This is a genomic window from Micromonospora citrea, assembly GCF_900090315.1.
In the GTDB taxonomy this organism is placed as follows: Bacteria; Actinomycetota; Actinomycetes; order Mycobacteriales; family Micromonosporaceae; genus Micromonospora; species Micromonospora citrea.
The window spans coordinates 4598389-4617030 of sequence record NZ_FMHZ01000002.1; the positions used below are offsets into that span (position 1 = coordinate 4598389).

The 18642-nt window shown below is 74.6% G+C and carries 14 protein-coding genes and 2 pseudogenes; 10 read left to right on the forward strand and 6 right to left on the reverse strand.

Translation table 11 applies throughout. The features are described from left to right. Positions 1 to 28 precede the first annotated feature (28 nt). From GA0070606_RS21180 to GA0070606_RS21200, 5 genes are all read right to left on the reverse strand, one after another. Positions 29 to 208 carry a DUF6104 family protein gene (locus tag GA0070606_RS21180; protein WP_091103304.1) on the reverse strand — a complete coding sequence of 60 codons (180 nt, stop codon included), beginning with the start codon at positions 206 to 208 and terminating at the stop codon, positions 29 to 31. Positions 209 to 334: 126 nt separating this feature from the next. Beyond that, the gene (locus GA0070606_RS21185; RefSeq protein WP_091103307.1) at positions 335 to 4069 is read right to left on the reverse strand and encodes a multifunctional oxoglutarate decarboxylase/oxoglutarate dehydrogenase thiamine pyrophosphate-binding subunit/dihydrolipoyllysine-residue succinyltransferase subunit; all 3735 of its coding nucleotides are present in this window, start codon (positions 4067 to 4069) and stop codon (positions 335 to 337) included. A gap of 280 nt (positions 4070 to 4349) precedes the next feature. After that, entirely contained in the window at positions 4350 to 5162 is an 813-nt protein-coding gene (locus GA0070606_RS21190) for an ABC transporter permease (protein ID WP_091103310.1), read from the reverse strand. Further along, entirely contained in the window at positions 5159 to 6094 is a 936-nt protein-coding gene (locus tag GA0070606_RS21195) for an ABC transporter ATP-binding protein (protein ID WP_091103313.1), read from the reverse strand. The genes GA0070606_RS21190 and GA0070606_RS21195 overlap by 4 nt, the downstream gene beginning before the upstream one ends. Positions 6095 to 6225: 131 nt before the next feature. After that, positions 6226 to 6888 (reverse strand): hypothetical protein, encoded by a 663-nt coding sequence (locus GA0070606_RS21200; protein ID WP_091103315.1) that lies wholly within the window; start codon positions 6886 to 6888, stop codon positions 6226 to 6228. A gap of 153 nt (positions 6889 to 7041) precedes the next feature. Between GA0070606_RS21200 and GA0070606_RS21205 the strand changes: the two genes are divergently transcribed. The 10 genes and pseudogenes from GA0070606_RS21205 to GA0070606_RS21245 all read left to right on the forward strand — a co-directional run bounded on the left by GA0070606_RS21205 (position 7042) and on the right by GA0070606_RS21245 (position 16922). After that, positions 7042 to 7812: a GNAT family N-acetyltransferase gene (locus tag GA0070606_RS21205; RefSeq protein ID WP_091103318.1), complete on the forward strand. Its 771-nt coding sequence runs from the start codon at positions 7042 to 7044 to the stop codon at positions 7810 to 7812. A gap of 74 nt (positions 7813 to 7886) precedes the next feature. Beyond that, positions 7887 to 8717, forward strand: coding sequence for a lysophospholipid acyltransferase family protein (locus GA0070606_RS21210; protein WP_245724755.1), 831 nt, complete (start codon positions 7887 to 7889; stop codon positions 8715 to 8717). A gap of 238 nt (positions 8718 to 8955) precedes the next feature. Next, the gene (locus GA0070606_RS21215; protein ID WP_091103323.1) at positions 8956 to 9786 is read left to right on the forward strand and encodes a DUF4097 family beta strand repeat-containing protein; all 831 of its coding nucleotides are present in this window, start codon (positions 8956 to 8958) and stop codon (positions 9784 to 9786) included. Further along, positions 9783 to 10388 carry a PadR family transcriptional regulator gene (locus tag GA0070606_RS21220; protein WP_091103326.1) on the forward strand — a complete coding sequence of 202 codons (606 nt, stop codon included), beginning with the start codon at positions 9783 to 9785 and terminating at the stop codon, positions 10386 to 10388. Before GA0070606_RS21215 ends, GA0070606_RS21220 begins: the two co-directional genes overlap by 4 nt. A gap of 112 nt (positions 10389 to 10500) precedes the next feature. Continuing rightward, positions 10501 to 11202 carry a response regulator transcription factor gene (locus GA0070606_RS21225; RefSeq protein ID WP_091103329.1) on the forward strand — a complete coding sequence of 234 codons (702 nt, stop codon included), beginning with the start codon at positions 10501 to 10503 and terminating at the stop codon, positions 11200 to 11202. Beyond that, positions 11199 to 11364: pseudogene (locus GA0070606_RS34055) on the forward strand (two-component sensor histidine kinase); the annotation flags it as partial. The gene GA0070606_RS21225 and the pseudogene GA0070606_RS34055, both read left to right, overlap by 4 nt. 182 nt (positions 11365 to 11546) lie before the next feature. Further along, positions 11547 to 12758: pseudogene (locus GA0070606_RS21230) on the forward strand (HAMP domain-containing sensor histidine kinase); the annotation flags it as partial. 62 nt (positions 12759 to 12820) lie between these two features. Next, a complete protein-coding gene (locus GA0070606_RS21235; RefSeq protein ID WP_245724756.1) occupies positions 12821 to 14827 on the forward strand; it encodes a S1C family serine protease in 2007 nt (668 codons plus the stop codon). A gap of 176 nt (positions 14828 to 15003) precedes the next feature. Further along, entirely contained in the window at positions 15004 to 15675 is a 672-nt protein-coding gene (locus GA0070606_RS21240) for a BON domain-containing protein (RefSeq protein ID WP_091103333.1), read from the forward strand. 134 nt (positions 15676 to 15809) lie between these two features. Continuing rightward, positions 15810 to 16922: a glycosyltransferase family 4 protein gene (locus GA0070606_RS21245; RefSeq protein WP_091103334.1), complete on the forward strand. Its 1113-nt coding sequence runs from the start codon at positions 15810 to 15812 to the stop codon at positions 16920 to 16922. A gap of 91 nt (positions 16923 to 17013) precedes the next feature. Here GA0070606_RS21245 and GA0070606_RS21250 read toward each other — a convergent pair whose 3' ends face one another. Beyond that, positions 17014 to 18612, reverse strand: a complete 1599-nt coding sequence (locus tag GA0070606_RS21250) for a serine/threonine-protein kinase (protein WP_245724757.1) — start codon at positions 18610 to 18612, stop codon at positions 17014 to 17016. Positions 18613 to 18642 lie beyond the last annotated feature (30 nt).

The window sequence follows — 18642 nt, forward strand, 5'->3', positions numbered from 1 at the left end:
CCGGGGCGGGTGGGGGCGTTCGGGTGGGTTACTCGTCGTCGGGGTCGTCGAGGCGGGCCAGCCAGGTGGCGAAGCGCTCGATCGGCGTCTCGAACTCCGGGTTCAGGTCGACGAAGTCGCGCAGGCGCTCGCCGAGCCACTCCATGCTGACCTGCTCGTCGCCCCGGCGCTCGACCAGTTCCTCGATACCGCGGTCGGTGAAGTACATGCTGTCCGTTCCTCGTTCGTTCCGGATGGTGCGGCGGCGGTCGGTGGCCGGGCGGGGCCGCCGACGGCGACCGGGGCAGAGCCGTCGTGGTGACGGTCCCTGCCCCGGTCGGCGGTGCTGCTCAGGTCACGGGCGGGGCAGGGCCGCCTCGATCAGCGCGGCCTGCTCGACCTCGTGCATCTTGGCCGAGCCGACGGCCGGGGCGGCCGCCGCCGGCCGGGAGATGCGGCGCAGCCGGACGTCGGCCAGGTGCTCCAGCAGGTTGAGCGCGACGAACGACCAGGCGCCCTGGTTGGCCGGCTCCTCCTGCACCCAGGCGTAGTCCTCGGCGTTCGGGTACGCCGCCAAGGCGGCCCGGATCTCCTCCACCGGCAGCGGGTAGAGCTGCTCCAGCCGGATGATCGCGGTGTCGGTGACGCCCCGCTCCTGCCGGGCCTGGAACAGGTCGTAGTAGACCTTGCCCGAGCAGAGCAGCACCCGCTTCACCTGCTCCGGCGCCGGGGCTCCCGAGTCGCCCAGCACCGGGGAGAAGGTGCCGGTGGTGAAGTCCTCGACCGGGGAGACGCAGAGCTTGTGCCGCAGCAGCGACTTCGGCGTGAACACCACGAGCGGCTTGCGCTTCGGCGAGAGCGCCTGCCGGCGCAGCAGGTGGAAGTAGTTCGCCGGGGTGGTCGGGATGGCCACCCGCATGTTGTCCTCGGCGCACATCTGCAGGAACCGCTCCGGCCGGCCCGAGGTGTGGTCGGGGCCCTGGCCCTCGTGACCGTGCGGCAGCAGCAGGGTCACGGCGGAGCGCTGGCCCCACTTCACCTCGCCGGAGGAGATGAACTCGTCGATCACCGACTGGGCGCCGTTGACGAAGTCGCCGAACTGCGCCTCCCAGCAGACCAGCGCGTTGACGTTCTCCACCGAGTAGCCGTACTCGAAGCCCATCGCCGCGTACTCGCTGAGCAGGGAGTCGTGCACGAAGAAGCGGGACCGCTCCCCGTCGCCGGTCAGCGACTGGAGGGGGAGGTAGTCCTCGCCGGTCTGCGCGTCGACCACGGCGGCGTGCCGCTGCACGAAGGTGCCCCGGCGGGAGTCCTGCCCGGCCAGCCGGACGGTGACGCCGTCGTGCAGCAGCGAGCCGAACGCGATGATCTCGCCGAAGCCCCAGTCGATGTTGCCCTCGACGGACATCTTGGCGCGCCGGTCGAGCAGCTGCTGGATCCGCTTGTGCGGGGTGAAGCCCTCCGGCAGGCTGACGTGCGCCTCGCCGACGGCCTTCACGACGGCGGCGTCGGTGGCGGTGTCGACCTGCGGCTCCGGCTCGTCCTCCCGCTTCGGGCGGCTGAGCTGGCGCGGCGTGGTGGCCGCGTCGCGGGTGGCCTTGAAGACCCGCTCCAGCTGCGACTGGTAGTCGCGCAGCAGCTCCTCCGCGTCCTCGACGGTGATGTCGCCGCGCCCGATCAGCTCCTCGGTGTAGAGCTTCCGGACGGACCGCTTCGAGTCGATGATCTTGTACATCTGCGGGTTGGACATCGACGGGTCGTCGCCCTCGTTGTGCCCGCGCCGGCGGTAGCAGACCATGTCGATGACGACGTCCTTGTTGAACGCCTGGCGGTACTCGAAGGCCAGCCGCGCGACCCGGACCACGGCCTCGGGGTCGTCGCCGTTGACGTGGAAGATCGGCGCCTGGATCATCCGGGCGACGTCGGTGCTGTAGAGGCTGGAGCGGCTGTACTCCGGGGCGGTGGTGAAGCCGACCTGGTTGTTGACAACCACGTGCACGGTGCCGCCCGTGCGGTAGCCGCGCAGCTGGGAGAGGTTGAGCGTCTCGGCCACCACGCCCTGGCCGGCGAAGGCGGCGTCGCCGTGCACCGCGAGCGGCAGCACGGTGTAGCCCTCCAGCTTGAGGTCTATCCGGTCCTGCTTGGCCCGGACGATGCCCTCCAGCACCGGGTCGACGGCCTCCAGGTGCGACGGGTTCGCCACCACCGAGACCTTGACCGAGTGGTCGCCGTCCGGCGTGGTGAACTTGCCGTTCTGGCCGAGGTGGTACTTCACGTCGCCGGAGCCCTGCGTGGAGCGCGGGTCCAGGTGCCCCTCGAACTCCGAGAAGATCTTCTCGTACGGCTTGCCGACGATGTTGGCCAGCACGTTGAGCCGGCCGCGGTGGGCCATCCCGATGACGACCTCGTCCAGCCCGCCCTCGGCGGAGGCCTCCAGCACCTCGCCGAGCAGCGGGATCAGCGACTCGCCGCCCTCCAGCGAGAAGCGCTTCTGCCCGACGTACTTGGTCTGCAGGAAGGTCTCGAACGCCTCGGCGGCGTTGAGCCGGTTGAGCACGTGCTTCTGCTCGTCCGGGGACGGCTTCTCGTACTTGCGCTCGATCCGCTCCTGGATCCAGCGCCGCTCCTCCGGGTCCTGGATGTGCATGTACTCGACGCCGACCCGCCGGCAGTACGAGTCGCGCAGCACGCCGAGGATGTCGCGCAGCTTCATCCGCTGCTTGCCGGCGAAGCCGTTGACCGGGAACTCGCGGTCCAGGTCCCACAGGGTCAGCCCGTGCTGGAGCACGTCCAGGTCGGGGTGCTTGCGGATCTTGAATTCGAGCGGGTCGGTGTCGGCCATCAGGTGCCCGCGCACCCGGTAGGCGTGGATCAGCTCGTGCACCCGGGCCGTCTTGTTGATCTGGCCCTCGTTGTTGACCGCGACGTCGCGCATCCAGCGCACGGGCTCGTAGGGGATGCGCAGCGAGGTGAAGATCTGGTCGTAGAAGCTGTGCTCGCCCAGCAGCAGCTCGTGCATGACCTTGAGGAACTCGCCGGACTGCGCGCCCTGGATGATCCGGTGGTCGTACGTGCTGGTCAGGGTGATGACCTTGCTGACCGCGAGCTCGGCCAGGGTGGCCTCGGACATGCCCTGGTAGGGAGCCGGGTATTCCATCGCGCCGACGCCGATGATCGCGCTCTGCCCCTGCATGAGGCGCGGCATCGAGTGCACGGTGCCGATGCCGCCGGGGTTGGTCAGCGAGATCGTGGTGCCGGAGTAGTCCTCCATGGTCAGCTCGTTGCGGCGGGCGCGCCGGACCACGTCCTCGTACGCCTGCCAGAACTGCCGGAAGTCCATCTGCTCACAGGCCTTGATGGAGGGGACCACCAGGTTGCGGCTGCCGTCCGGCTTGACCAGGTCGATCGCGATGCCGAGGTTGACGTGCTCCGGCCGCACCATGGCCGGCTTGCCGTCGACCTCGGCGAAGGAGTTGTTCATCTCCGGGTGGGCCACCAGCGCGCGGACCATCGCGTAGCCGATGAGGTGGGTGAAGCTGACCTTGCCGCCGCGCCCACGGGTGAGGTGGTTGTTGATCACGATGCGGTTGTCGACCAGCAGCTTGGCCGGGACGGCGCGCACGCTGGTGGCGGTCGGCACGTTCAGCGAGGCGTCCATGTTCTGGACGATCTTCGCCGCGACGCCGCGCAGCGGGGTGGTCTGCGGGCCGGTGGCGGTGGGCTTGGCCGGCGCGGGCTTCGCCGCCGCCTTAGCGGGCGCCGGCTTGGCGGGGGCGGCCTTGGCCGCGGGCTTCTCGGGCTTGGGCTCCGGCTTCTTCTCGGCCGGCTTCTTCTCCGCCGGCTGCGCGACCTTCGCGGTCGCCTCCTGCTGACCGGCGGGCTCCGGCTCGGCGGCCGGCTTCGGGGCCGGCTGCTCCGCGCGGGGCGTGCCGGCGCCCGGCGCCGGACGGTAGTCCGCGAAGAAGTCGTGCCAGGCCGAATCGACGCTGGTGGGGTCGGCGAGGTAGCGCTGGTACATCTCCTCGACGATCCACTCGTTCGGGCCGAAACCCGCCAGTGGGTTCTCCTGCGAAGTCTGCTGGGTCGACACGGCCGGTAATCGCCTCTTTCACGCGGGTTTGTGTGTCACGCGGCGTCCGGTGACGCCCTGCCTGCGAGCGCACACGAGACGGCTCCCAGGCTACGCCGTGCGGATCCCGCAGGCATTTCCGGCTCCGCCCCGTGGCCGGTTTCACAGAAGATGCCAGAAGTTCGCCAAACGCTGCGTGTCCGGCCGGCTGCTGGTAGGGGCCGGTGTGTCGCCGCCCCCCGGGAGAAAGCGGGCGGGGGTGGCGCCTCGCGCCACCCCCGCCCCGTCCCGCCGAGGTGCGTCAGGAGACGTCGCGGCGGCGGGTGATCATGATGCCGACGGCCCCGCTGACCACCGCGTAGCCGATGAGCACGAGCGCGCCGACCCACCACGCGGGGGCGAAGTCGTTCTGGCCCTCGCTCACCATCACGGTCGAGGCGACGGCGGGCCAGATCACCTGCCACTTGACCACGGCCTCGTTGTCGAGCACGTTCGCCAGCAGCATGAACAACAGCCCCACCACCTGCGTGCCGACCAGGTAGAGCACCGCGGAGGTGATCACCGCGCCGAGCTGGTTGGTGATGAGCGTGCCGATGCCGACGCCGAGGACGGTCCAGATCGCGTACGCCAGCAGGTTGAGCAGCAGCGCCCGCTGCACGGCCCACTCGTCGAGCAGGGTGCCGTAATCGTTGAGGGACAGGAACGTGGCCCCGGCGATCAGGTCGATCACCGTGGTCACCAGCCAGAAGGCGAAGCCCAGCAGGCTGGCCGCGACGAGCTTGCTGAGGATCACCGAGGTGCGCCGCGGCGTGGACAGGAACGTCGTGGTCGCCGTCTGGTGGAAGAACTCGTTGGTGACCATCAGGATGCCGATCAGCATCACGAACATCAGGCCCAGGTACTGCCCGGAGGTGTAGAGGTTGGCGGCCTGCGCCGCCGCGGTCGCCTGGTCGCCGGTGATGCCCAGGTTCTCGCCCTCGCCGCTGAGGGTCTCGTCGGCGACCCAGGCGTTGAAGGCGAAGGCGAGCGCGATCGACAGGAACGCGCCGATGGCCAGCCACCACCAGGTGCTGGTGGTGCGGATCTTGAGCAGCTCGGATCGGACGAGGTTCATCGGATGCCCGCCTTTCCGGCCGTCAGCTCCAGGAAGACCCGTTCCAGGTCGGGTCGTTCCGTGGTCAGTTCGTGCAGTTCGACGCCGGCGGTCAGGGCGACCCGGCCCACGGTCGGGGCGTCCACGCCGCCCACCAGCAGGACGCCGTGCTCGTCGACCTCGACGGTGGCCGGCCCCTCCTTGAGCGCGGCCGTCAGCGCGTCGGCCTGCGGGGTGCGCACCCGGACCCGGACGCCCTGCGCCATCGACCCGATGACGTGCTCGACGGTGCCCTGCCGGACGAGCTGGCCCGCGGCGATGATCACCACGTCGTCGGCGAGCAGCTGCATCTCCGACAGCAGGTGGCTGGAGACCAGCACGGTGCGGCCCTCGTGCGCGAGGTTCTTGAGGAACCCGCGCATCCACCGGATGCCCTCCGGGTCCAGCCCGTTGGCCGGCTCGTCGAGGATCAGCACCCGGGGGTCGCCGAGCATCGCGGCGGCGATGCCGAGCCGCTGCTTCATGCCCAGCGAGTAGCCCTTGAACTTGCGCTTGGCCGCCGGCGTGAGGCCGACCAGCGCCAGCGCCTCGTCGGCCCGCCGTTTCGGCAGCCCCGCCGCCGCGCAGATGACCCGCAGGTGGTTGATCCCGGTGCGGCCCTTGTGCGCGCTGGACGCCTCCAACACCGCGCCGACGTGTCGCAGCGGGTCGGTCAGGTCGGCGTACCGCCGGCCGCTGATGGTCGCCTCCCCGCCGGTGGGGGTGACGAGGTTCAGCAGCATGCGCAGGGTGGTGGTCTTGCCGGCGCCGTTGGGGCCGAGGAACCCGGTCACCCGACCCGGTTCGACGGTGAACGACAGGTTGTTCACGGCCCGGACGTTCTTGTACTGCTTCGTCAGGCCGGACACCACGATCTGACCCTCACCGGTGGGGCTTCGCTGCCCGTCAGTCATTGCTCTCCTTCGTGCGGGGGCGTCGGGGTACGCCGTTACACAGCGTGGCGGTCCGGCGCAACGAGGTCAATCAGGCGCGCTCCGTAGATCCACCTCCCCCTCAGGCAGGAGGCCCTCCTCCCCGAGGGGGATCAGCCGGCGTGGGCCGCCACGGCGATCCAGGTCGCGCGGGCCCAGGCCAGGAGCGTGCCGTCGGGGGCGTACAGGCTGGTGTGCACGAGCGCCTTGCGGCCCTCGCCGCCGACCATCGCGCCGGTCACCACGCACTCGTCGCCCGGCGCGGGCAGCGCCGCGACCGTCGCGGAGATCCGGCCGAGGACGTACGGGCGGCCGGGGGCGATGACCGCCCAGCCGCCGGGGCAGTCCAGCGCGGCCCAGACCGTGGCGGCGGTGACCGGGCCGGGCACCCGGAACGGCGCGGCGGTCCGGCCGTCCGGCAGCCGGCCGGGGAAGATCCGCAGCCCGTCCGGCCGGTCGGGGCCGCACACGTAGCAGCCGGGGAAGGGGTGGTCCACCAGCCCGGGGTACGCCGCCGACGCGGCCCGCGCCGTCGGCAGGTCCACCGGCGGCACGACCGTCCGGGCGTCCTGCGCCGGGCGGACCTGCGCGACGACCACGCCGTCGGGGCCGCGTACCTCCCCGTCGACCACGGTCAGCGGGGTCTCCAGCGGCGGTGGCCGGCGCAGCGTCACCTCGACCGGCCCGGGGGCGCCGGACGCGGCGGCGAAGACGCCGGCGCTCCAGCCGCCGTTGCCCGAGCCGGGCGGCCCGTTGAAGCGCGACTCGATGATCATCAGACATCCTCCGTGGCGTGGCGCCCGGCCCCGTCGCCGGCACGCGCCGCCGGCAGCCTCGCACGCCGTCGGCCCGACACCGGCACGGGCCGTTCACCTCATCGACACTCCTCACCCCGCCGCCCGGCAACCCGGACCGCCTACACAGGTGCCATGGCCGTTCTGCACGCCGCTGGCACACCCCTGACGACCAGCGGATACACCTTGCTGATCGCCGACGACCCGAGTGCGGTCGCGGCGGCGCAACGTCTGCGTCACGAGGTGTTCGGCGCCGAACTCGGCGCCACCCTCCGCCCGGGCGACGTCGGGCTCGACGTCGACGAGTTCGACGCGTACTGCGACCACCTGATCGTCCGTCGGGAGGGCACCGGCGAGGTCGTCGGCACGTACCGTCTCCTGCCGCCGGGCCGCACCGACCGCCGGTACGCCGAGACCGAGTTCGACCTCGCGGCGCTCGACCCGCTCCGCGACCAACTCGTCGAGGCCGGCCGGTCCTGTGTGCACCCCGACCACCGCTGCGGCGCGGTGATCAACCTGATGTGGGCCGGCATCATCCGCTACCTGCACCTGCGCGGGTCGCGCTGGCTCGGCGGCTGCGCCTCGGTGCCGGTGGCCGACGGGGGCGGTGCCGCCGCCGCGGTGTGGCGGGAGGTCCGAGGCCGGCACCTGGCCCCGCCGCCACTGCGGGTGCGCCCGCACCGCCCCTGGTTCGCCGAGCCGGACGCGGCGTCGGCGCCGGTCGACGGGCCGGCCGGCCGGGCCGCGCTGCCGCCGCTGCTGCGCGGCTACCTGCGCCTCGGGGCGTGGGTCTGCGGCGAGCCCGCGTACGACCCGGACTTCGGGGTGGCCGACTTCTACGTGCTCTTCTCCCTGGACCGGATGAGCCCCCGCTACCTGCGGCACTTCCTCGGGACGCGACGGTGAGCGCCGCGCCCCTGTGGCTACCCGCGTCGGGGTGCGGTCCCGCCTGCCTCCCGGTGGCCGGCGAGGTGCCGTCCGTGCCGGTGCTCCGCCGGGCGGGCCGGCTGCTGGCCGTGCTCGGGATGCTGGGGGCGGGCGCCCTGCTCGCCCCGCTGCTGCCGGTGCTGCCGGCGGGGGAGCGGGCGGCGGCCGTGCGCGGCTGGGCCCGCGGCACGCTGCGCGCCCTCGGCGTACGGCTGGCGGTGCGCGGCCGGGCACCCCGACGGGCGGCGCTGCTGGCCGCCAACCACGCCTCCTGGCTGGACGTGCTGGCGCTGCTGGCGGTCGCGCCGGCCCGGATGGTGGCCAAGCGGGAGGTGCGGTCCTGGCCGCTGGTCGGGCTGCTCGCGGCGGCCGCCGGCACCGTCCTGGTCGACCGGTCCCGCCCGCGCGACCTGCCGGCGACGGTCGCCCGCGTCGCCGCCGCGCTGCGTGCCGGCCGCCCGGTGGCGGTCTTCCCGGAGGGTACGACGTGGTGCGGCGCCGCCGACGCGCCCGGCTGCCGGCCCCGCCGAGGGTTCCGGCCGGCGCTGTTCCAGGCCGCCGTCGACGCCGGGGCGCCCGTGGTGCCGGTGCGGATCGGCTACCGGTGCGCCGCGACGGGCGCGGCGACCACGGCAGCCGCCTTCGTCGGCGACGACGACCTGCTCCGCTCGCTGACCCGGGTGCTCGCCGCCCGGGGGCTGGAGGTGCGGGTGGCCGTCTCCGCCGCGCTGTACCCGGCCCGGGACGCCGACCGGCGGCTGCTCGCCCGGGCCGCCGAGTCGGCCGTGCACCTCGTGCCGCCGCCCGCCCGCCCGGCGGAGACCCGGCGGCCGGCCCGGCCACGCCGCCCCGGCCGCGTCCGGGGGCTGGGTCTGGCCGCCTGATCGCGCGTTCGGCCTGACCGCGCCGCCCGACCGCGCCGCTCCGACCGTGCCCGAGGGCTGGGTCTGGCCGCCTGATCGCGCGTTCGGCCCGGCCGCGCCGCCCCGACCGTGCCCGGAGGGCTGGGCCTGGCCGCCTGACCCGGCGTCCGGCTGTCGCGCTTGCTGTATCGCGATGTATCGCGTTACTGTCGTGGGACACGCCGCGCCGCCTCCGGCGCGCCGCCGGAAGGAGGGCGCCGTGACCGCCTGGACCGTGGCCGCCCCGCGGCGGCTCACCCTGGACGAGCCGGTCACCCGGCTCGACGTCCGACTGCTCGGCGGCAGCCTCAACGTCGTGGCCAGCGACGGCCCGGCCCGGGTCGACGTCACCCGGGTCGGACGCCGGCCGGTACTGGTGGAGCACCGCGACGGCCGGCTCTCCGTGCGCCAGGAGCGGCACCGACGGTGGTCGGAGTTCGCCTGGTGGCTGGGACCGCTGTCCCGGCTGCTCCGGGTCGACGTCTCCGTCGCGGTCCCCGCCGACGTGCTGGCCGAACTGGAGCTGGTGGACGGCTCGCTGGTCGCGTCGGGCCTGCGTGGCCGCACCAGGGTCGAGGTGAGGGCGGGCCGGATCACGCTGATGGGGCTGCGCGGCGACACCTCGGCGAAGATCACGTCGGGCCCGGTCGAGGCGCTCGGCGTGGCGGGCGACCTCGACATGGAGACGGTCTCGGGCGAGGTGACCCTCGCCGACAGCGCGGCCGGGCAGGTGCGCGCCCGGACCGTCTCCGGCGCCATCACCTGCGACCTGGACAACCCCCGACGCAGCGACATCCGGCTCAGCACGATCTCCGGCAGCATCACCGTCCGGGTCCGCGAGGACAGCGACCTCGCCGTCCGCCTGCACACCGCCGCGGGCCGGATCACCAGCGGCTTCGCCCAGGTGCGCGGCAGTGCCGCGCCCGGGGCCGTGGTCGACAGCGAGGGAGTGCTCGGCGCGGGCGAGGGTAGGCTCTGGGCGTCCGCCACGTCGGGCAGCATCGCGCTGCTCGCGCGCCCCGCGGGCACCGACGAGGAGGAGCTGCCGTGACCGCCGTGTTCAGTCACGGGCGGCTCCGGCTCTACCTGCTCAAACTCCTCGACGACGGCCCGAAGCACGGCTACGAGCTGATCCGTCTGCTGGAGGAGCGCTTCCTCGGCCTCTACGCGCCCAGCGCCGGCACCATCTACCCCCGCCTGCAACGCCTGGAGGCCGACGGGCTCGTCGCCCACACCGCCGTCGGCGGCCGCAAGGTATACGAGATCACCGACGCCGGCCGGGCCGAGCTGCGCCACCGGGCCGGCGAGCTGACCGCCCTGGAGTCGGACATCGCGGCCTCGGTCGAGGACCTGTCCGCCCTGGCCGGGGAGATCCGGGCCGAGGTACGCGGCTCCGTCCGCGACCTGAAACGGGAGCTGCGGGAGGCGGCCCGACAGTCCCGCCAGGCCCGGTCGACGCCCTCGGCGCCCGCCCCGACCCACCCGCCCGCGCCGCAGACGGCCCCGCTCGCCGAGTTCGACCAGCGGCTGGCCGCCTTCACCGTCGAGATGGGCGCCCTGGTACGGTCCCGCCGGCTCACCGACTCCCAGGTGCGTACGGCGATCCGGCTGCTCGACGGCGCGCTGGACGGCCTGCGCCGGCTGCTGCGCTGACTCCGGGCGGCGCGCCGCGCGGTGACCGGCCCCCGCCGCCTCCACCGGCCTCACAGGTTTTTTTCAGCGACCGCCCAGCGCGGACGCAGCGACGGCGCGGATGATGGGCGGCATGGCCGCTACCCAGACCGAGGCGCGACTGCTCGTCGTCGAGGACGATCCCAACATCCTCGAACTGCTCTCCGCGAGCCTGCGCTTCGCGGGCTTCGACGTGGCCACCGCGACCAGCGGCAGCGCCGCCCTGCACGCCGCCAAGGACCACCGGCCCGACCTCGTCGTGCTGGACGTGATGCTGCCCGACCTGGACGGCTTCGAGGTCATCCGGATGCTGCGCGAGGGCGGCACCCGCACCCCGGTGGTCTTCCTCACCGCCCGCGACGCCACCGACGACAAGATCCGCGGGCTGACCCTGGGCGGCGACGACTACGTCACCAAGCCGTTCAGCCTGGAGGAGCTCACCGCCCGGATCCGGGCGGTGCTGCGCCGCACCAGCACCGGCGAGCAGGCGCCCTCCCGGCTCACCTTCGCCGACCTGGAGCTGGACGAGGAGACCCACGAGGTGCACCGGGCCGGCCAGCGGGTGCAGCTGTCGCCGACCGAGTTCAAGCTGCTGCGCTACCTGATGCTGAACGCCAACCGGGTGCTGTCCAAGGCGCAGATCCTCGACCACGTGTGGAACTACGACTTCCGCGGCGACGACAACATCGTCGAGTCGTACATCTCCTACCTGCGCCGGAAGGTGGACAACACCCAACCCCGGCTGATCCACACCCTCCGGGGCGTGGGCTACGTGCTGCGCAAGCCGGCGGCGTGAACCCGGTACACCAGGGGAAGACATGGCTGCGCGGCGTCCCGCTGCGGGTGAAGCTGGTCGCCGCGGTGCTCGCCCTGGTCGCCGCCGCCCTCCTGGTGATCAGCTCGCTGACCACCGTCTTCCTCCGGGGCTACCTCATCGAGCAGGTGGACGAGGAACTGAGCCGCACCACCGGCTCAGTGGCCGCGGTGTTGAACCTGTACAAGGAAGGCCGGAGAGGCACCACCACGCTGCCCAGCGACTTCATCATTTCGTTGGCCCAGCCGACCGGGGTGATGTCGCCCGAGTACGACAGCCGCAACATCCGCCCGGAACAGTTGCCGCGACTACCGAGCACCACCGAGGGGTTCGCTGCGCTGGTCGGCGAGCCGCGCACCGTGACCGCGCAGGACCACAGGTCTCGCTGGCGGATGCTCTACACCCAGTTGGACGACGGTGAGGTCCTGGCCGTCGGGCAGCACCTCACCGACGTCGACCTGGCGGTCAAGCGCCTGGTCTGGATAGACCTGCTGGTCGGCGGCGCGGTGCTGATCCTGCTCGCCTCCATCGGCGCGGCGATCGTCCGGACCAGCCTGAAACCGCTGGTGGAGATCGAGCGTACGGCCGCCGCGATCGCCGGCGGTGATCTCACCCGGCGGGTGCCCGACCCGGAGGAGGGGCAGCCCGTCCCGACCTCGGAGCTGGGCCGGCTCTCCCGGGCGTTGAACGCCATGCTGACGCAGATCGAGGCCGCCTTCACCGCGCGCGCCGCCTCCGAGACGGCCGCCCGGGCCGCCGAGGCCGGCGCCCGGGACGCGGCCGGCGCCGCACGCGCCTCGGAGGCGCGGGCCCGGCGCTCCGAGGAGCGGATGCGGCAGTTCGTCGCGGACGCCTCGCACGAGCTGCGGACCCCGCTGACCACCATCCGGGGCTTCGCCGAGCTGTACCGGCAGGGCGCGGCGAGCGCGCCGGAGCAGACCGCCGACCTGCTGCGCCGGATCGAGCAGGAGGCCGCCCGGATGGGCCTGCTGGTGGAGGACCTGCTGCTGCTGGCCCGCCTGGACCGGGAACGGCCGCTCTCCCTCGCCCCGGTGGAGCTGCCCGTGCTGGCCAGCGACGCGGTCGAGGCCGCCCGGGTGATGGCGCCGGAGCGCAGGGTGGAACTGGAGATCGAGCCCGGCTCCGGGCCGCTGGTGGTCTACGGCGACGACGCCCGGCTCCGCCAGGTGATCGGCAACCTGATGACCAACGCCCTCACGCACACCCCGCCGGAGGCCTCGGTGACGCTGCGGCTGCGGGCCGAGGCGGGGAACCTCGCCGTGGCGGAGGTGGCGGACACCGGCCCCGGGCTCACCCCCGACCAGGCGGAGCGGGTCTTCGAGCGCTTCTACCGCGTCGACGCGGCGCGTACCCGGCGAGCCGGCGGAAACACCGGCACCGGGCTCGGCCTGGCCATCGTCGCGGCACTGGTGCGGGCCCACCACGGCACCGTCGAGGTGACCGACACCCCGGGCGGAGGCTCGACCTTCCGGGTCCGGCTGCCGCTCGCGCCCGACACCGAGGGCGACGGCGAGTGACTTTCAGCCAACATTCAGGCCGGTTCCAGGCTGGTCGCAGTGGCACGAGCGAAGCTGGATCCATGACCGAGTACGAGTCCGACCCGCAGCGCCGGCCGGCCGCCACCGACGCCGAGCCGTCGCACCCCACCGCCGAGCTGCCCCGCGCCGAGCGCGCGCAGTCCGACTCCCCGTCGGCCGCCGACACCGTGGCCATGGAGACCGTGGCCTCCGGCCCCGGCGGTTCCGCCCCGGCGCCCGGCGAGGCGTCCCGTACCGCCGGGCCCGGCGCGACCGCCGAGCTGCCGGCCGCCTCCGACGCGGCCCTCCGTGCCCCGGAGCCGGTTCGCGCGCCCGACGCGGCCCCTGCCGCCCCGGCCTCCGCCGGCCCGGCCCCGGCCTCCACCGGCCCGGCCCCGGCCTCCACCGGCCCGGCCCCGGCCTCCACCGGCCCGGCCCCGGCCTCCACCGGCCCGGCCCCGGCCTCCACCGGCCCGGCCCCGGCCTCCACCGGCCCGGCCCCGGCCTCCACCGGCCCGGCCCCGGCCTCCGCCGGCCCGGCCCCGGCCTCCGCCGGCCCGGCCCCGGCCTCCGCCGGCCCGGCCCCGGCCTCCGCCGGCCCGGCCCCGGCCTCCGCCGGCCCGGCCCCGGCCTCCGCCGGCCCGGCCCCGGCCTCCGCCGGCCCGGCCCCGGCCTCCGCCGGCCCGGCCCCGGCACCCGGGTCGCCGGTGCCGGGCTCCTCCGCCGCCCCGGCCGCCTGGTCCGCCCCGGCGGGCCCGTCGGCCCCGGCGGGCCCGTCCGCCCCCGCCGGCCCGTTTGCGCCGGCGGCCACCCCGTCCTATCCGGGCGGGCCCCGGCCCGCGGGGCACCCCCAGGGCCAGCCCGGCCACCCGCCGGCCGCCGCGCACCCCGGCGCGCCGTATCACGGCCAGCAGCAGTCCGGCTGGAGTGGGGGACAGCCGGGCCCGGGCTACGGCCAGCACGCGGGCCAGTACCAGCCGGGCCAGCCCTGGGCGCCCGCGCCGGCGGCCGCTCCCCGGCCGGGCCGGATCGCCAAGCTCGCCGGCGCCGGCGTCGCGGTCTTCGCCCTGATGCTCGGCTCGGGCGTGGCCGGCGGCGCGCTCGCGCTCGCCGTCGACGACGACTCCGGGATCACGCGCACCTACTCGGCGGCTCCCGTGATCAACGGCGCCGACCTGCCCCGGATCGCCGCCGCGGTCCAGCCCAGCGTGGTCTCCATCGCCACCGACAGCGGCGAGGGTTCCGGCGTGATCCTCACCGCCGACGGTTTCGTGCTCACCAACAACCACGTGGTGGCCTCCGCCGGCCGGGACAGCGTCCGGGTGGTCTTCGCCGACGGCAAGACCGCCGAGGCGCGGATCGTCGGCACGGACCCGAAGACCGACCTCGCGGTGGTGCGGGCCACCGGCGTCAGCGACCTGAAGCCGGCGACGTTCGGCGACAGCGACGGGATGCAGGTCGGCGACCAGGTGCTCGCCCTCGGCAGCCCGCTGGGCCTGCAGGGTTCGGTCACCGCCGGCATCCTCAGCGCCCGGGACCGCACCATCCAGGCCGGCAGCGGCCAGCAGCGGCAGGAGCCGGGCCAGGGCGCCAGCTCGATCGCCGGGCTGCTCCAGACCGACGCGCCGATCAACCCGGGCAACTCCGGCGGCGCCCTGGTCAACACCCGCGGCGAGGTGATCGGCATCAACACCGCGATCGCCACCGCCGGTCAGGGCAGCACCGGCAACATCGGCGTCGGGTTCGCGATCCCCAGCAACAAGGCCAAGGACGTCGCCGGCAAGCTCCAGCGCGGCGAGAAGGTGAGCCACCCGTCGCTCGGGGTCAGCGTGACGGCCGCCGAGGGCGGCGGGGCCCTGGTCGCCGCCGTCACCTCCGGCAGCGCCGCCGAGAAGGCCGGGCTCCAGCGCGGCGACGTGATCACCCGGTTCGGCGACAAGGTGGTCAACGACTCCGACGACCTGGTCGGCGCGGTGCAGGCCGGCAAGGTCGGCGACCGGGTCGAGGTGACCTACAAGCGCAACGGCGCCGAGTCCAGGGCAACCGTGACGCTCGCCGAGACGTCGTAACCCGTAACCGGAACTTTCCTCCTCCCTCCGGCGGCGGGTGGCGGGGCCAAGGGGGTTGGCTCCGTCACCCGCCGCTCTCTCCTCGGACGGCGGTTCACCCGGTGCGGGTGAACCGCCGTCACCCGTCCTGGCGGCAGGGTCGGTGGCAGACCCGGCGAGGCGTACGGAGGGGTGCGATGACCACGGCAGCGGCCGTCCGGACCGACGAGCGGATCCAGCGGGACGTGCTCGACGAGCTGGCCTGGGACGCCCAGGTGCAGCCGAACGACATCGGGGTGACCGTGGCCGACGGCGTGGTCACCCTGACCGGATGGGTGGACGGCTACGCCCGCAGGTGGGCGGCGCAACGCTGCGCCCAGCGCGTACGCGGGGTGCGGGCGGTCGCCGACGACATCGAGGTGCGCCTGCCGGGCGAGGCGGGGCGTACGGACGCCGAGATCGCGATCGCCGCGAGCCGGGCCCTGGAGTGGGACAGCTTCGTCCCCGCCGAGCGGCTGGACGTCACCGTGGCCAACGGCTGGGTGATGCTGCGGGGCGAGGTGGAGTTCGGCTGGCAGCGGCGTACCGCCGAACGGGAGCTGCGCCGGCTGCGCGGCGTACGCGGGGTGACCAACCTGGTCGAGGTGCGGCCCGCCGGCCGCCCCGACACCGAGCGGATCCGGCACGACCTGCGGCGGGCGCTGCTGCGGGGCATCGGCACGGAACGCGTGACCGTCGAGCTGGACGGCGACACGGTCGTCCTCGGCGGGGTGGTCCGGTCCTGGTGGGAGCGGGACGAGGCGGAGCGGATGGCCTGGTCGACCGAGGGCGTGCGGGCGGTGCGGGACCAGCTCCTCGTGGGCGGGTGAGCGCCCGGCCTGTCCGGTTTAGTGGTGCGCCCCGTCGGGAAGACGTCGCCGATCCCGCCGAGGGCGGGAACCGGTCGCGGCGCCCGTCCGGGCCGTCCACCACACCAGTGACCGACGGGGGAGGACTCGTGGCCATGAACCACCTGCCGACCGACCGCGTGGCGCGCCGGCCGCTGCGGATCGCGATGGTGGTCCCGCCGTGGCTGTCGGTGCCGCCGCCGGGCTACGGCGGGCTGGAACAGGTGGTGACCGGGCTGGTGGACGCGTTGGTCGACCGGGGCCACGCGGTGACCCTCTTCGGCGCGGGCCGGGAGCACGGGACCAGCGCCGCCTTCGTCTCCACGGCGCCCGACCTCCAGTACGAACGCCTCGGCGAGTCGCTGCCCGAGCTGGCCCACCTGGCCCGGGTCAACCACCTCGTCGACGCGGCCGACTTCGACGTCGTCCACGACCACACCACGATCGGCCCGCTGGTCGCCGGTCGCCGGGCCGTGCCCACCGTGGCCACCGTGCACGGCAACCCCGTCGGCGAGTACGGCGACGTGCTCAGCGACACCGACCGGGGCGTCGGGCTGGTCGCCATCTCCCACGCCCAGCGCCGGCTCAACCCGCGGCTGCCCTGGGTCGGCACCGTGCACAACGCGATGGACGTCCGGGGCATCCCGCACAAGACGGCGCCCAGCCACGGGCCGGTCCTCTGGCTGGCCCGCTTCAGCCCCGACAAGGGCCCGGACGCCGCGATCCGCGCGTGCCGGGCGGCAGGCCTGCCGCTCGTGCTCGCCGGCAAGTGCAACGAGCCCGCCGAGCGTCGCTACTTCGACCAGGTGGTCCGGCCCATGCTCGACGACGACGTCCGCGTCGTGCTCGACGCCGACCGGGCCGAGGCGCTGCGGCTGCTGGTCGAGGCCCGTTGCCTGATCATGCCGATCCAGTGGGAGGAGCCGTTCGGCATGGTGATGGTGGAGGCCATGGCGACCGGCACGCCGGTGGTGGCGCTGAACCGGGGGGCCGTGCCGGAACTCGTCCGGCCCGGGGTGACGGGCGTGATCTGCGATCGCCCGGACGACCTGCCCGGCGCGCTGCGCGCCGCGCCCGACCTCGACCCGGCGGCCTGCGTCGCGCACGTGGCACGGAACTTCACCACCGAGCAGATCGCCGCCGGCTACGAGCAGGTGTACCAGCGTTTCACCGCCGCCGCGGCCCGCTCCGGCGAGGTCCGGGAGCCGGTTCGCGCGGCGGCGCGCTGACCTGGGTCGGTGGCGGGCGTACGGCCCGGTCGGGTCTGGGTGGCGGCGAGCGCGGTGAGCGCGCGGTCGAGGCGGCGGGCGTACGGCCCGGTCAGGTCTGGGTGGCGGCGAGCGCGGTGAGCGCGCGGTCGAGGCGGCGGGCGTACGACTCGCTGATGGCGCCCTCGCCGCGGCGGACCGCGACCTTTTCCCGGAGCCGGGCCACCCGCTCGCTCAGGTCGCCCGTGCCGGCGCGGGCCGCGTCGGTCAGGTTGCGCAGCTCGTTGCGGATGTCCTGGCCGACGTCCGGGCGGATGCCGCCGTCGTCGAGGCCGGCACCGATGAGGCCGTCGAGCCGGTTCGCGGCCTCGACCAGGTCCCCGGGCGCCCGGGGAGTCGTCGGGGCCGGCTCGGGCGTGACCGGCGGGGCGCCCGTCGGGGACGCCGACGGTGACGCTGCGGCGGCCGGCGACGTGGCGGAGGCGGTCGGGGCGGGCGGGCCGGTGGTGGGCAGCGACCGGGGCGGGCGGGCCTCGTCCGGGCGGAACGCCGGCACGGCCAGCGCCACCCCGACGACCACCACGACCGGCACGATCAGCGCGGGCCGCGGCAGCCGGCGTCGCGGGCGTCCCCGGGCGTGGCGGGCACCGCGAGGATCCGCCGGGCCGCCCGATCCGTCCCGTGCCGCCGGGCTGGCCGATCCGTCCTGTGCCGCCGGGCCGCCCGATCCGTCCTGTGCCGTCGTGGCCGGCGCGTCCGTCGTCGCCCCGAGCGGCGCGGGCGGCCCCGCCGCGCCGGCCGGCGGGGCCGCCCGCGGGGGCGCGACGGCCGGGAGGGTCATCGTCGGCGCGAGCATGGTGGCGGCCTGCGGGTCGGCCGGCAGCAGCTGGTCGCGCAGGATGGTGGCGACCTGCCGGGCGGTGGGCCGCTCCAGCGGGTCCCGGGCCAGGCAGCGCAGGCAGGTGCGGGCCACCTCGGGCGGCAGGCCCGGCAGGTCGGCCAGTGGGGGCGGGCCCTCGCCGGCCAGCGCCTCGCTGAGCTGCTCCCAGGTGTCCGCCGGGTACGGCACCCGGCCGGTCAGTGCCTCGTAGAGCAGTACGCCGAGGGAGTAGACGTCCGTGGCCGGCTGCGCGGGCGCCCCGTCGAGCCGTTCCGGCGCCACGTACGCGGGCGTGCCGAAGGTGCCGCCGTCCTCGTCGTCGTCGGGCGTGCCGATCCGGGTGGCGATGCCGAAGTCGAGCACCTTGACCCCGGCCCGGGTCATCATCACGTTGGCCGGGGTGATGTCCCGGTGCACGATGCCGAGCCGGTGCGCGGCGGCGAGCGCGTCGGCCACCTGGGCGGCCACCTCGACCGCGTCGGCCCACGGCAGCGGCCCCTCGGTCAGCCGGAACTCCAGCTCCTCACCGGTCAGCAGCTCCATCACCACGAACGAGGTGATCGACCCGTCGGGCGCCACGGTCTCGCCGTAGTCGTGCACGGAGGTGACGTGCGGGTGGACGAGCTGGGCCGCCGCGCGGGCCTCCTCGCGGACCATGTCGCGGAAGCGGGCGTCGGCGGCGAGCGACGGGGCCAGCACCTTCAGCGCCACGACCCGGTCCAGCACCTCGTCCCGGGCCCGCCAGATCACCGACATGCCGCCGGCCCCGATCTGGTCGAGGAGCCGGTACCGGCGGGACAGCAGACGGCCGGGGTGCAGTGCTGGTTTCACGGAATCGCACCTGCCTCGCTGTGGGAGCGC